Source organism: Thiopseudomonas sp. SA1F2-1K (assembly GCF_057443035.1).
On the sequence record NZ_CM172014.1, the window covers coordinates 218,542 to 231,952 of the forward strand.

The window sequence follows — 13,411 nt, forward strand, 5'->3', positions numbered from 1 at the left end:
GCGGACCTTAACCCCAACCGTCGTACCCGATTTCACTCTCAATCGTCGTGCCGGACTCCCACAAAACGTCTTGCCGGACTTGATCCGGCATCTGCTGCGGGTGAGTACGATCTTGCCGCGTGACCATTGGTTATAAAGTGGGCTGTAATGGCCGTGCTGCATGGGCGCCTGTCGTAACGGGGTTAATGGGTCTCGGGTCAAGCCCGGGAAGACGGTGGGGGAGAGTATTGTGTTGGTCTTGAGCTTAAACGTCATGTCGGACTTAGTCGCCGTACGTTGTGCCTACCTTAACCCCAACCGTCGTACCCGATTTCACTCTCAATCGTCGCGCCGGACTCCCACAAAACGTCGTGCCGGACTTGATCCGGCATCTGCTGCAGGTGAGTACGATCTTGCCGCGTGATCATTGGTTATAAAGTGGGCTGTAATGGCCGTGCTGCATGGGCGCCTGTCGTAACAGGGTTAATGGATCCCGGGTCAAGCCCGGGAAGACGGTGGGGGAGAGTATTGTGTCGGCCTTGAACCTAAACGTCACGTCGGACTTAACCGCCGTATGTTGTGCCGACCTTAAGCCCAACTGTCATGCCCGATTTCACCCCAACCGTCAGGCCGGACTCCCACAAAACGTCTTGCCGGACTTGATCCGGCATCTGCTGCGGGTGAGTGCAATCTTGCTGCGTGACCATTGGTTATAAAGTGGGCTGTAATGGGGTGCCTATCGTAACGGGGGTAATGGATCCCGGGTCAAGCCCGGGAAGACGGTGGGGGAGAGTATTGTGTCGGCCTTGAACCTAAACGTCACGTCAGGCTTAACCGCCGTATGTTGTGCGGACCTTAACCCCAACCGTCGTACCCGATTTCACTCTCAATTGTCGTGCGTGACCTCGCCAAAACGTCATGCCCGATTTCACTCTCAATCGTCGCGCCGGACTCCCACAAAACGTCGTGCCGGACTTGATCCGGCATCTGCTGCAGGTGAGCACGATCTTGCCGCGTGATCAGTGATTATAAAGTGGGCTGTAATGGCCGTGCTGCATGGGTGCCTGTCGTAACGGGGTTAATGGGTCCCGGGTCAAGCCCGGGGCGACGGGGGTGGGCTTATAAAAGTTCAGAATATAGGTCTCGCCAATTAGGATTGCTTTGTTCTATTAGTGTGATTTTCCATGCGCGCTTCCAGTTTTTTAGTTGCTTTTCACGCGTAATAGCTGAATACATGTCTTCATGTATTTCATAAAATACTAAACGAGTCACAGAGTACTTTTTTACAAAGCCTGTGGCATGGTATTTGTGTTGATACACGCGCTGTATGAGATCGCTAGTAACACCGATATAGAGCGTGCCATCCAATTTACTAGCCAGGATATATACTGCGGGTTGCATTGTTATTTCCTTATAAATGTTTGTATAAGGAAATATAGATGTTGATGGGGAGGGCGCAAAACTACGTCTTACACAAAGTGTATTGTGATTTGGATGAATGGGGCCTGGGACGACGGGGAGAGTATCGTGTTGGTCTTGATCCTAAATGTCACGTCGGGCTTAATCGCCGTATGTTGCGCCGACCTTAACCCCAAGCGTCGTACCCAATTTCACTCCCAACCGTCGTGCGTGACCTCGCCAAAACGTCATGCCCGATTTCACTCTCAATCGTCGTGCGTAACCTCGCCAAAACGTCATGCCCGATTTCACCCCAACCGTCGTGCCGGACTCTCACAAAACGTCTTGCCGGACTTGATCCGGCATCTGCTGCGGGTGAGTGCAATCTTGCTGCGTGACCATTGGTTATAAAGTGGGCTGTAATGGGGTGCCTGTCGTAACGGGGTTAATGGGTCCCGGGTCAAGCCCGGGACGACGGGGGAGAGTATCGTGTCGGCCTTGAACCTAAACGTCACGTCGGACTTAACCGCCGTATGTTGTGCCGACCTTAACCCCAAGCGTCGTACCCAATTTCACTCCCAACCGTCGTGCGTGACCTCGCCAAAACGTCATGCCCGATTTCACTCTCAATCGTCGTGCCGGACTGCCCAAAACCTTGTGCAGGATTTCTCCCAACCGTCGCGCTGGACTGCCCAAAACCTTATGCAGGATTTCTCCCAATCGTCGTGCCGGACTTGATCCGGCATCTGCTGCAGGGTGTATGGCACTAGTATGGATTCTGGGACTACGGGAATAGGTTTTAAGGCACGTACTACGCCTACGGATTGTTTGGGCTAAGTTCGCTATTGGAGTCTTGGTTGCCGCTGATATGTTCTGATTTGACTAAAATAGGCGGTACATAGGGTTGCATAAAGTCTGGCCAACCATAGCCGTAGAAATGCCATACGGCTAACGCAACCAAAATAACTGTTAGCGGTTTTTTCATTCTCATCCTCCCTGGTGTGGCTTACCAAGCGCAATCTACTACTGGATGCAGCCAAGTTTAAGGGTAAGAACACGCCTTAACAGAGTGATATTGAGCGGTAGAAGTCTTGGTTTGCGGTGGCTAGGGCGTGGCCTAGTGTTGGGGGTGATTTTATACCAGCAGTGTACAGTGACAATTAATACTTCAGTATTATGTGATGTGTTTCCGATTTTAAAAGGGGGGAGGTATTGTCTCGAAGGTGCAAGCTATCATTACTTAAATAATTAAGTATGAACAATAATAGCCAACACACTAATTTACTTGCGTTACACGGCGTTGATAAAACCTACGTTCCAGCCAATAGTGGCTAGCCATGGCGCACATTAGCCCCAGCCCACCACCTGCCAAAGCCATTAAACGCCAATCTTCTATCCATGGTTTTAGTGCCTGCATGATTGGGTAATGCCATAAGTAAAGGCCGTAAGACATGAGAGCTAACCACGTCCACACTTTACCTGCCAGCCAGCGGGGTTGACTTAAAACAATCAAAGCAGCTCCGACTTCGGCCACAGTAAAACCATACTGTGCAGAGGGTAGCCAGTGCGTGCTAAAAAAGGTAAATGCAAACCCTAGTAGCAGCAACCCTACCCAACCCCATGTTTCAGGTAGGCGGCGCCCCAACATTGCAATAAAAGCACCTAATAATAAGCCGCTAGCACGCGCATCGGTGCGCACATAAAAACCCCATACGTCACCTGAATAGGTGGCCAACCAAGCACGCCAACCAGTAACAGCAAGAAATAACGCAAACACAACTAATAAGCATACACGCACAGGTGCTTTACGAATGAGTAGAAACAAGAGAGGCCAAACTAAATAAAACTGCATTTCTACTGCCAGCGTCCAGACATGGCCAAGCAAAACAACTTTGTCGCCAAATACTGTGGCGTAATTGATGACATAAAGGCTCGTCCAAAAGGCATCGCGTGCATGGCTTGTCCAAGGTGCATAATCAAAAAAGAACGGTGCGGCAATTAAATACGCCAGCAACATAAGCAGTAGCGCAGGCATTAAGCGGCGTAAACGGCGTAGCGTGAAAGCCTTGTAATTAATAGTGCCTGTGCTTTTGTTTTCTGCCATAAGCAAACGCGTAATTAAAAACCCAGATAACACCAAAAACACATCCACGGCCATATAACCGCCCGATATCATTGGTGCTTTTGCGTGATACAGCACAATCAACCAAGCCGCCAACGCACGCAAGCCATCTAAGCTTGGTAAATACGTTGGCAAAACTTGCGTTGGCTTATTCATAATGCGCCGCCAAAAGCTCATACATGGCATCGAGCATGTTATCTGAAGCACTGCCTTTGGGGGCTGAGCCATTGCCTAGCCATACGAATACACCGCCATGCTCATCAAATATTAACGATGAGGATGCACCGAACACATAGCCTTGTTGCACTTGCACCAGTAAGTCACTGCCTTGTTTACGGTACGGAAATAAGGCATAGCCATAGCAAGCGCGCTTTTTGCTTAGGTCGCACTTTTGTGGCCATACGTGCTCGGTAGCGGTGAGTGTATTGTTTTGGCGTTGAGCGGCAATCCATTCAATTAGCCCTAATGCAGTGCCAGACAACCCTGCCGAAGAGGCTAACGCTGGGAAATCCATGTATTCGTAATAATTTTCACTGTAAAACCCAGTATGGCGAAAATCATATTGCACTTCATCGGGCAAATAGGGGCCTACTATAAACTGCATATCAAAGTTGCTGATGCCCAGTGTGTTTTCTAATACCTCGGTAAAAGGTACATCGGTGAGTTGTTCGAGCACCAAGCCAAGCAAGCAATACGTTAAGTTGGAATAGCCATAATCTGTGCCTGGATCAAAATCGAGTGTAAATTTTTCAAGCTGTTCCATATCGCCAGGGCACCACGGCGTTACGGCGTGGCGCGTCATAGGGTCATAGGAACGCAGCCTATCAAGGCCTGCGCTATGGGTAAGTAATTGCTCAATGGTGACCTCTGCCCAGCGTGAATCTTGAGCGTTCTTCGCTTCGGGGATGAACTGAGATAAAGGTGTGTCAAGTGGCAGTGCTTGCTCTGCCATTAAAGTGAGCACGGCTTGTGCGGTAAACAGCTTGGTTAAACTAGCGTAACGGTAGCGAGCCTTGAGGCTGGGGGTTTCACCGCGAGGGGCACTAGCACAGGCAGACATTTCACCATTCGGTGATAAATAAGCCACTTGTGAGGCTAAAGAGCCTTGTTCGCGCCCTGCTTGTAAAACTTGTTTTAGCAATTTTTCTTTAGAGCCATGGCAATGCTCATTATTAGAGGCAAGTAAACTTTCTAAAAGATAAAACTGGCGACTAATCCAAGTGCCATCCTGGGCTGAGTGATGCACAATCCAAAGCCCGAATGAACAAGCTATTACCAGAATGCCGTAGAAACATACTCGTATCATTTTTATTCGCTTAGCTTAATTATAATTTTCAAAACAAAAACGCCCTGAAAAATCAGGGCGTTTTGTAAAACGCATTACTGCTTTCAAGCTAAATTAGTCACCAGTAGCAGGAGCAGCTGCAGCAGTGCATCCTGCAGGTGCAAACTTTTCAGATACAGTTGTACCGCAAGTCCATACAGCATCCTTATCACGCGTCCAGGTTAGTTTTTTAGTTGCAATAGCTTGGGCTGCATTATTACCAAAGGTAGCCTCAATCGTTGTATTAGCATCAGCACTTGCTGCCCAGCTTACAACTAAGCCGCTTTGACCAGTACCGCTACCTTCAGTACCGCTACCATTACCGCTACCTTCATCGCTACCTGCGATTAAATTACTTTTAGTCCATCCTAGCTCACAATCATCACCTGTTTTGCCATCTAGCAAGCAAGCTTCAACTGCTGTACGAAGACTACCCGTCTCACTCATCACACGGCTAACCTGTGACTTAGCAATATAGTTCTGGTACTGAGGAATCGCTACCGCGGCCAAAATACCGATGATCGCTACTACGATCATTAATTCAATAAGGGTAAAACCCTTTTGCATTTGTGCTTTCATGTGAAAACTCCATTTAGGTTAAAAAATCAGACTCGAATGAATCTGTTGCTAAAAGTATAAGCAAGCTTTGTGCCAACTTTCAAATAGTATTTTTATTTACCACTAAAGACTTGGCTTGTACGCCCTGTGGTGCTTAGGCTTAGGGGGCATATTAGCCACTATTTTTTACCCGGTTTTTGTCTTGTATCAGCTAATGATTAACTAATCTAACAATAAAATAAGCTGGCAAAAAAAAGTAATAACTGACGCTAAATGTCAGTTATCGAACAAAATGGCTTGGATTAAAGGCAAGCTTACATAAGCTAAAGTAAGCACGACAGTGACCCACCGCAAAACTCTGCGTTAAATGTTTGGCATGCTGCGGGCAGCCTAGTAAGATGCGGCTTTATTCTTTTACGCAAACAGTGGTACAGGTAGCTAAATGGATGCACCCATTAAATTAGTTGGGCTGGCACGGCAAATTGTTGATGCAGGCTTGGCCGAGCACAATAAAGTGGCTAAAGCAGTGGCCGATGCCAAGTTGGCTGGCCAGCCGGTTATTGCTTGGCTGGTTCAGCATAAATTGGTTAAAGCCAAAGCTGTGATGGAGCTAGCCGCCGATCAGTTTGGCGTGGCCTACTTTGACCTAAATAGTTTTAACGAAAAACTACTTAACAAAGAGCTGCTTAGCGAAAAAACTGCCCGTAAACACCGGGTATTGCCTTTGGCTAAAAAAGGCCATTTATTGTATGTGGGGCTAGCCGACCCTGGGGATCAGGCGGCCCTTAATGAAATTAAATTTACCACCGGGCTAGCGGTAGAAGCGGTACTGGTGGAGCAAGATAAGCTAGATCGGGCCCTAGATAAACTTTACGACAGTCTAGCGGACAGCCTAGGTGGGCTAGATGGCGAAGCCCTTGAAGGATTAGAGACTGAGTCAGACCAAGCCACTGAAAAAGAGCAAGCCACCGATGCCGCCGATGAAGCACCGATTGTGCGCTTTGTTAATAGCATGTTATTACGGGCGATTAAAATGGGTTCTTCGGATTTGCACTTTGAACCCTACGAGCACAGCTACCGGGTGCGTTTTCGTACCGATGGGGTGTTGCACGAGGTGACCAAGCAGCCGGTTAGTGTTCGCGACCGAATTTCCGCACGGTTGAAGGTGATGGCCAGTATGGATATCTCCGAGCGGCGCAAACCCCAAGATGGCCGGATTAAGTTAAAATTATCGCCCACTAAATCTATCGACTTTCGGGTAAATACCTTGCCCACCTTGTGGGGGGAAAAAATTGTCCTGCGGATTTTAGACTCCGACAGTGCCAAATTAGGTATTGATTCTCTGGGTTACGAGCCTGAACAAAAAGCCTTGTATTTAGAAGCCCTAGAACAACCCCAAGGCATGATTTTAGTTACCGGCCCCACTGGTTCGGGTAAAACCGTGTCTTTGTATACTGGGATTAACATTGTTAACACAGTTGAGCGTAATATTTCTACCGCAGAAGACCCAGTAGAAATTAACCTAGAAGGGATTAACCAAGTAAACGTTAACCCTAAGCAGGGTATGGATTTCTCCCAGGCGCTACGGGCGTTTTTACGTCAAGACCCTGATGTAATCATGGTGGGGGAGATTCGTGACTTAGAAACCGCCGAAATTGCCATTAAAGCTGCGCAAACTGGGCACATGGTAATGTCTACCTTGCATACTAACAGCGCCGCAGAAACCCTAACCCGCTTGCGTAATATGGGGGTGGCTGCATTTAACCTTGCTACTTCGGTCAACTTAATTATTGCTCAGCGCTTAGCTCGGCGTTTGTGTAATAGCTGTAAGGCGGTGGTAGAGGTACCCAAAGAAACTTTACTGCAAGAAGGCTTTACCGAGCAGCAAATAGGCACTTTTAAGGTGTATGGCCCAGTAGGGTGTGATAACTGTAATGGCGGCTATAAAGGCCGAGTGGGGATTTACGAAGTGGTTAAAATCACCCCTGCTCTGCAAGAAATAATTATGCAAGATGGCAACTCGATAGAGATAGATCAGCAAATGCGTAAAGAAGGCTTTAATGATTTACGCAGATCAGCATTAGAAAAAGTAATTCAGGGCGTAACCAGCCTCGAAGAAGTAAACCGTGTAACTAAGGACTAACAAATTATGGTGGCTAAGAAGGCTCAAAAAGAGCAGGTATTTGTTTGGCAGGGTAAAACTCGCCAAGGCAATAAACTGAATGGAAGCATGGCCGCGGTTGATATCAATATGGTGCGGGCCAAATTGCGGCGCCAAGGGCTTGCCGATATTAAGGTAAAAAAACAGGGCCTGACACTTGGCAGCAAACCCATTAAGCCCATGGATATTGCTATTTTTACCCGACAAATGGCGACCATGATGCAGGCCGGGGTGCCGTTATTACAGTCGTTTAATATTATTATTGAAGGGCTAGAAAAGCCCAGTATGCGCAAACTAATTGAAGAAGTACGCAATGACATTGCAGGGGGCAACAGCTTTGCCAGTGCTTTGCGTAAACACCCCCGCTATTTTGATGATTTGTACTGTAACCTAGTTGAGTCGGGCGAAACCTCAGGTTCCTTAGAAACCTTGTTAGCGCGGGTAGCAACCTATAAAGAAAAAACCGAAGCCCTTAAAGCTAAAATTAAAAAAGCCATGAACTACCCGATTGCGGTTATTGTGGTGGCGATTATTGTCTCGGCTATTTTGCTAATTAAGGTGGTGCCGCAGTTTGAAGAAGTGTTTTCTGGCTTTGGTGCTGAGTTACCGGCTTTTACCTTAATGGTGATTGGTATTTCTGAAATGCTGCAAGAGTATGGGCTGTATGTGCTTGGTGGCATGATAGCGTTATTTTTTATAATACGTGAGGTGCTACGCCGCTCGTTACCCGCTCGTAATGGTATGGACCGTTTACTGCTTAAAGCACCAGTATTTGGAAATATTATTTATAACTCGGCGGTGGCTCGGTTTGGCCGTACCTTAGCCACCACCTTTGCCGCTGGGGTGCCCTTGGTTGATGCCTTAGATTCGGTGGCTGGGGCGACGGGTAACGTGGTGTTTAAAAATGCGGTGATGCAAATTAAATCTGATGTTTCTACCGGGGTTCAGCTTAATACTTCGATGTTATCCACTGGGGTTTTCCCATCACTGGCTTTGCAATTAACTGCCATTGGTGAAGAGTCAGGGGCCCTAGATGAAATGCTCGATAAAGTAGCCACCCACTATGAGGCCGAAGTAGACAACGCAGTGGATGGCTTAACTGCTTTGCTTGAGCCGATTATTATGGCGGTCTTGGGTGTGTTAATTGGTGGTTTAATTATTGCCATGTACTTACCAATCTTCCAGTTAGGCAGCGTGGTATAACCCATGCACACTTGGATAGAACTTTTTAGCCAAAATCCGCTACTGTTTGTGGTCCTAGCTACTTTGCTGGGGTTATTGGTGGGTAGTTTTTTAAATGTGCTGGTGTATCGCCTACCCAAAATGCTGTACGCCGACTGGCAACAACAAGCCCGTGAAATTTTAATCGATAGTGGTGAGTTAGCGGCCGATAGCGTTCGCCCAGTCACACCCGCGCGTTTTAATTTATTGGTGCCACGCTCGGCATGCCCCCATTGCCAGCATGTGATTAAGCCTTGGGAGAATATTCCACTGCTTAGCTGGCTGGCGCTTAAAGGTAAGTGTTCAGGTTGTCAGCAAGCCATTAGCAAGCGCTATCCCTTGGTAGAGCTGGCCAGCGGCATTTTATCGGCAGTGGTGGCCTGGAAACTTGGCTTTGGTCTACCGGCTATGGCTATGTTGCTGCTGACTTGGGGCTTGTTGGCCATGAGCCTGATTGATGCCGATCATCAACTGCTGCCCGATATTTTAGTACTGCCACTACTTTGGCTTGGCTTGTTGTTAAATACTCAGGGTATGTTTGTCAGTTTAAGCGATGCGGTATTGGGGGCTGCTATCGGTTATCTGAGCTTATGGAGTATTTACTGGCTATTTAAGCTCATTATGGGCAAAGAAGGCATGGGCTACGGCGACTTTAAGTTGCTGGCGATGCTGGGCGCTTGGGGCGGCTGGCAAGTCTTACCGCTAACAATTTTGCTGTCTTCGTTAGTAGGCGCAGTTTTGGGTATTATTATTTTGCGCTTACAAAAAGAAGGCATGGAAAAGCCCATTCCCTACGGCCCTTACCTCGCCGTCGCCGGCTGGATCGCCTTACTTTGGGGCAATCAAATCACCCAAGCTTATTTAGAGTTTGCTGGGCTCTGAGTTTTACCTCCAAACTTTGTGCCTATCTTAACCCTCAACCGCGTCGTGTTGGACTTCACCCCTAAACGTCGGCCGGGCTTTACTCTCAATCGTCAGCCGGACTTACAATTGTCATGCCGAACTTTCCCCCAATCGTCGTGCCGGACTTGATCCGGCATCTACTGCAGGTTGTGTGCTGCTGACATGGATCCCGGGTCAAGCCCGGGAAGACGGTGGGGGGTGGGCTGTTTTAGGACTAAACCTGGACGAGTGTTACCTTAATCGCATCGTGCCAACTTCAATCAAGCGTTCCTGCCACTACGCTGTCTTTAATCCAAAACGTCATGTTGGACTTTCCCCAGTCGTCATGCCGAACTTTCCCCCAGTCGTCGTGCCGGACTTGATCCGGCATCTGCTGCAGGTTCTATGTTGCTGACATGGATCCCGGGTCAAGCCCGGGAAGACGGTGGGGGTGGGCTGTTTTGGGACTAAATCTGATCGAGAGTTACCTTAATCGCATCGTGCCAATTTCAATCAAGCGTTCCTGCCACTACGCTGTCTTTAATCCAAAACGTTATGTTGGACTTTCCCCAGTCGTCGTGCCGGACTTGATCCGGCATCTACTGCAGGTTGTGTGCTGCTGACATGGATCCCGGGTCAAGCCCGGGAAGACGGTGGGGGTGGGCTGTTTTGGGACTAAACCTGGACGAGTGTTGTCTTAGCCGCACTGTGCTTAACTTTCACTGAGCGCTTTCTTCATCGCACGGTGCCTACTTTCCCCCCAATCGTCGTGCCGGACTTGATCCGGCATCTACTGCAGGTTGTGTGCTGCTGACATGGATCCCGGGTCAAGCCCGGGAAGACGGTGGGGGTAGTGGGCAGATATCCACAAAAAAAGCGAAGCACTGATTAAGGTGCTTCGCTTAGGTTGACTGCCAGTAATGAGTTATGCAGTTATGGCGCCATCATCATTAACGGTAAGAAGTCCATCATGTTGAAATCGACAAACTCGGTGCCTTTGGCGTCTAGGGTAAAGGTGGGTTTGCCGAAGTTGCTGTAGTCAATCAGCACATTCAGGTTCACGGTTTCGCCTTCTAGCTCAAACGAGTACTTGGCTTCTTGGTGGATCGGTTGTTGCTTATCGTTGAGATACAGCAGGGTGTGTAACTGGTAGGCTTCGCCGGCTTGTTCGGCCAGAGCTTGCTCGATGTTAGGGAGTAACTCGGCTTTGTCTTCGGCGCTGATTTTATTGCTGGCTTTTACTTTTTCTACAATCAGCTGATTCATTTGCTGATTCATCGCTTTAGCATCGGCAGCATCTAAGGTCAGCTCAACTAAGGCCGCAGCTTTTAAAGTTTTAGCCTTTTCGTTGTCGGTGATTTTCTTAAACTTACTCTCAGCAACGGTTTTGCTCGCTTCAATTGAGCTGTTCATTAAAATGCTGATTAACTCAACGCCAGCGTCTTTTTTGGCTAAGGCTTCCGGCGGTAGGTTTAAGTCAGCGCTGGTGATGCGGGTAATTTTATTTTCATACTTGCTCAGCGCAGCGTACAAGCCTTGATCGAGCATGGCGGCCATTGGCACAACGCTGCTGCCATCAATTAGCAGGTGCTCTTGTTTTACATCAATCAGCACTGGCAGCTTGATTTGCATGATCGGCATGGAAATTTCAGGACGAATTTCGTACTTCAGTGCGCTGTTATCTGCAGCACCGGCCATGGTGAAACGAATCGACTGCAGCATCGGCTCTTCTAAGCCGGTCATGGTGCCGCTGAGATTAAAGTCATACTTAGAATCTTTAGCTACGGTGTACTCCATAGCTTTGTTATACAGCTCTTTGGCTGGTAAATCGGCTGTTTTGTCAGCGCCGCAAGCAATTAATAAGGCACTGAGACCCGCCACTAACAGCGGTTTAGAGCGAGACAGGGTAGAACGATTAAACATAAAAGCTTCCTTGATAAGCGCTGCAGAGACATTCAGCAGCATCGCATTAGATGAGCGATCGAGGTTAATGGCGAGATGCAGCGCCGACCAATAACATCTAACCCTCTATAAGTTAGGGGGATTCGATAGCTGTAAAAGGCAGCAGTTTAGCGATTTCAACGTCCAAACAGAAGAAAAATTACACCGCAGTGCCTGCCGCGTGGCCGCTGGCCCAAGCCCATTGAAAGTTAAATCCGCCCAACTGTCCGGTTACGTCTAAAACTTCGCCAATAAAGTACAAGTTAGCTTGTTTGAGTGACGCCATGGTTTTGGAGGAAACTTCTCGGGTATCGACGCCACCTAGGGTAACTTCGGCGGTGCGATAGCCTTCGGTACCGGCAGGAATCAGCTGCCAGCCATTTAACCAAGCGCCTATCTGTTGCAGTTGCTTGGCGTTGAGCTGTTTCAGTGGCAGGTTACTAAAAAACTGCTCACACAGAAGCTGCGCCATCTTTTTAGTAAAGCGCTCGGCTAACAGAGTTTTTAACTCCAGATTAGGGCGACTGTGTTGTTGCTCGGTTAGCCAGAGCGTGGCGTCGCGATCGGGCAGCCAGTTAATTTCTAATACATCACCCATTTGCCAAAATGATGAAATTTGCAGCATCACCGGGCCACTTAAGCCGCGATGGGTAAATAGCAGGTCTTCAGTAAAGGACTGGCCATTACAGCTAACCTGGCAATCGCTCACCGAGGTGCCCGACAGCTCAACACATAGCTGTTTCAGTTGCCCATCGGTAATGGTAAAGGGCACTAAACCGGCGCGTCGTGGCAGCAGCTGATGGCCAAATTGCTCGGCTACTTGATAGCCAAAGCCGCTGGCGCCAAGGGTTGGAATCGATAAGCCGCCTGTGGCAATCACCAGTGAGCGGCAGTGATACTGGGCCGCGCCTAGGGTTTTATGTTCGGTGTCTAGGCTAAAGCCGTGCTCAGTGGCGTGAATCTTAAGGATGCGGGTATCTAATTGCAGAGTGACGTCAGCGGCGGCGCACTCATCAAGCAAGAGATTTAAAATGGCGCTGGCTTTGCCGTCACAAAATAATTGGCCCAGTTTTTTTTCATGGTGCGTCACCTGATGTTTATCAATCAGTGCTAGAAAATCCCACTGGGTAAAGCGCGCCAAGGCCGACTTACAAAAGTGCGGGTTTTGGCTAATAAAATGACTGGCCTCGGTATAAAGGTTAGTAAAGTTACAGCGCCCACCGCCTGACATCAGAATTTTCTTGCCGGCTTTATTGGCATGATCCAGCACCAGCACTGATTTACCGCGGTGCCCCGCGGTTTGCGCACACATTAAACCAGCCGCACCGGCGCCTAAGACAATGACATCGACGTGTGCGGCGCTCATGGGGTAGCAACCAACACATATTGCCCGTTTAGCTCAGCAGCTAACTGGCCGTCTGCAGTAAAGACTTGGCTGGTTAAAGACAGACGCGCCCGTTGGCGGCGCTGATAGGTGTGAATAAACTTATCCCAGGCTTCGCTGCTTGGGCCTTGGCAGCGAATGTGAATATCTGAATTGGCGGGTGCTGGATAACGGATGTCACCGGCCTGTACCACTACTTCACCGTTAGTAATCCCAGCTTCTTGCAGGCGTAAATGTAACCAGCCCCAGCCGGCTAACACCGCCGCGCAATATAAGCTGCCACCGAAAATGGTGTTTTTATGGTTTTTATTGGCCGCTAAGGGCAGCTGCAGTTCGAGACAGTGCTGGTGCCAGCTCAGCACCTTTACGGCTAAGGCTTCAGTTAGAGGAATATTCTGACGAAAGACAGTTTCGAGTTCACGGCAGAGTGCTTGCATGCTT

11 protein-coding genes are annotated in these 13,411 nt (G+C 48.7%); 3 read left to right on the forward strand and 8 right to left on the reverse strand.

Features of this window, described 5'->3' with window-relative positions:
• Nucleotides 1-1,098: 1,098 nt before the first annotated feature.
• The 5 genes from AC2T15_RS01110 to AC2T15_RS01130 all read right to left on the reverse strand — a co-directional run bounded on the left by AC2T15_RS01110 (nucleotide 1,099) and on the right by AC2T15_RS01130 (nucleotide 5,402).
• Nucleotides 1,099-1,380: a GIY-YIG nuclease family protein gene (locus AC2T15_RS01110; RefSeq protein ID WP_286594537.1), complete on the reverse strand. Its 282-nt coding sequence runs from the start codon at nucleotides 1,378-1,380 to the stop codon at nucleotides 1,099-1,101.
• An 814-nt stretch (nucleotides 1,381-2,194) separates the two neighbouring features.
• Nucleotides 2,195-2,362, reverse strand: coding sequence for a hypothetical protein (locus AC2T15_RS01115; RefSeq protein ID WP_486778504.1), 168 nt, complete (start codon nucleotides 2,360-2,362; stop codon nucleotides 2,195-2,197).
• A gap of 291 nt (nucleotides 2,363-2,653) precedes the next feature.
• Nucleotides 2,654-3,655, reverse strand: a complete 1,002-nt coding sequence (locus AC2T15_RS01120; RefSeq protein WP_486778505.1) for an acyltransferase family protein — start codon at nucleotides 3,653-3,655, stop codon at nucleotides 2,654-2,656.
• Nucleotides 3,648-4,805 (reverse strand): serine hydrolase domain-containing protein, encoded by a 1,158-nt coding sequence (locus AC2T15_RS01125; protein ID WP_486778506.1) that lies wholly within the window; start codon nucleotides 4,803-4,805, stop codon nucleotides 3,648-3,650. The genes AC2T15_RS01120 and AC2T15_RS01125 overlap by 8 nt, the downstream gene beginning before the upstream one ends.
• Nucleotides 4,806-4,898: 93 nt before the next feature.
• Nucleotides 4,899-5,402 (reverse strand): pilin, encoded by a 504-nt coding sequence (locus AC2T15_RS01130; protein ID WP_486778507.1) that lies wholly within the window; start codon nucleotides 5,400-5,402, stop codon nucleotides 4,899-4,901.
• A gap of 421 nt (nucleotides 5,403-5,823) precedes the next feature.
• Here AC2T15_RS01130 and pilB point away from each other — a divergent pair, with 421 nt between their 5' ends.
• From pilB to AC2T15_RS01145, 3 genes are read left to right on the forward strand one after another with little or no spacing between them, the layout of a single operon-like run.
• Nucleotides 5,824-7,524 (forward strand): type IV-A pilus assembly ATPase PilB, encoded by a 1,701-nt coding sequence (gene pilB, locus AC2T15_RS01135; protein ID WP_486778508.1) that lies wholly within the window; start codon nucleotides 5,824-5,826, stop codon nucleotides 7,522-7,524.
• A 9-nt stretch (nucleotides 7,525-7,533) separates the two neighbouring features.
• Complete coding sequence (locus AC2T15_RS01140; protein ID WP_486778995.1) at nucleotides 7,534-8,745, forward strand: type II secretion system F family protein; 1,212 nt, start codon at nucleotides 7,534-7,536, stop codon at nucleotides 8,743-8,745.
• Nucleotides 8,746-8,748: 3 nt separating this feature from the next.
• Nucleotides 8,749-9,645, forward strand: a complete 897-nt coding sequence (locus AC2T15_RS01145; RefSeq protein ID WP_486778509.1) for a prepilin peptidase — start codon at nucleotides 8,749-8,751, stop codon at nucleotides 9,643-9,645.
• Nucleotides 9,646-10,578: 933 nt separating this feature from the next.
• Here AC2T15_RS01145 and AC2T15_RS01150 read toward each other — a convergent pair.
• From AC2T15_RS01150 to AC2T15_RS01160, 3 genes are all read right to left on the reverse strand, one after another.
• Entirely contained in the window at nucleotides 10,579-11,568 is a 990-nt protein-coding gene (locus AC2T15_RS01150; protein ID WP_486778510.1) for a hypothetical protein, read from the reverse strand.
• Between the two features lie 178 nt (nucleotides 11,569-11,746).
• A complete protein-coding gene (locus AC2T15_RS01155; protein WP_486778511.1) occupies nucleotides 11,747-12,952 on the reverse strand; it encodes a BaiN/RdsA family NAD(P)/FAD-dependent oxidoreductase in 1,206 nt (401 codons plus the stop codon).
• Nucleotides 12,949-13,407, reverse strand: a complete 459-nt coding sequence (locus AC2T15_RS01160; protein WP_486778512.1) for a YiiD C-terminal domain-containing protein — start codon at nucleotides 13,405-13,407, stop codon at nucleotides 12,949-12,951. Before AC2T15_RS01160 ends, AC2T15_RS01155 begins: the two co-directional genes overlap by 4 nt.
• Nucleotides 13,408-13,411 lie beyond the last annotated feature (4 nt).

Bases quoted from the DNA above. Each gene is read 5' to 3' on its own strand.
- AC2T15_RS01110 (WP_286594537.1), bottom strand. From the start codon at position 1,380: ATGCAACCCGCAGTATATATCCTGGCTAGTAAATTGGATGGCACGCTC.
- AC2T15_RS01115 (WP_486778504.1), bottom strand. From the start codon at position 2,362: ATGAAAAAACCGCTAACAGTTATTTTGGTTGCGTTAGCCGTATGGCAT.
- AC2T15_RS01120 (WP_486778505.1), bottom strand. From the start codon at position 3,655: ATGAATAAGCCAACGCAAGTTTTGCCAACGTATTTACCAAGCTTAGAT.
- AC2T15_RS01125 (WP_486778506.1), bottom strand. From the start codon at position 4,805: ATGATACGAGTATGTTTCTACGGCATTCTGGTAATAGCTTGTTCATTC.
- AC2T15_RS01130 (WP_486778507.1), bottom strand. From the start codon at position 5,402: ATGAAAGCACAAATGCAAAAGGGTTTTACCCTTATTGAATTAATGATC.
- pilB (WP_486778508.1), top strand. From the start codon at position 5,824: ATGGATGCACCCATTAAATTAGTTGGGCTGGCACGGCAAATTGTTGAT.
- AC2T15_RS01145 (WP_486778509.1), top strand. From the start codon at position 8,749: ATGCACACTTGGATAGAACTTTTTAGCCAAAATCCGCTACTGTTTGTG.
- AC2T15_RS01150 (WP_486778510.1), bottom strand. From the start codon at position 11,568: ATGTTTAATCGTTCTACCCTGTCTCGCTCTAAACCGCTGTTAGTGGCG.
- AC2T15_RS01155 (WP_486778511.1), bottom strand. From the start codon at position 12,952: ATGAGCGCCGCACACGTCGATGTCATTGTCTTAGGCGCCGGTGCGGCT.
- AC2T15_RS01160 (WP_486778512.1), bottom strand. From the start codon at position 13,407: ATGCAAGCACTCTGCCGTGAACTCGAAACTGTCTTTCGTCAGAATATT.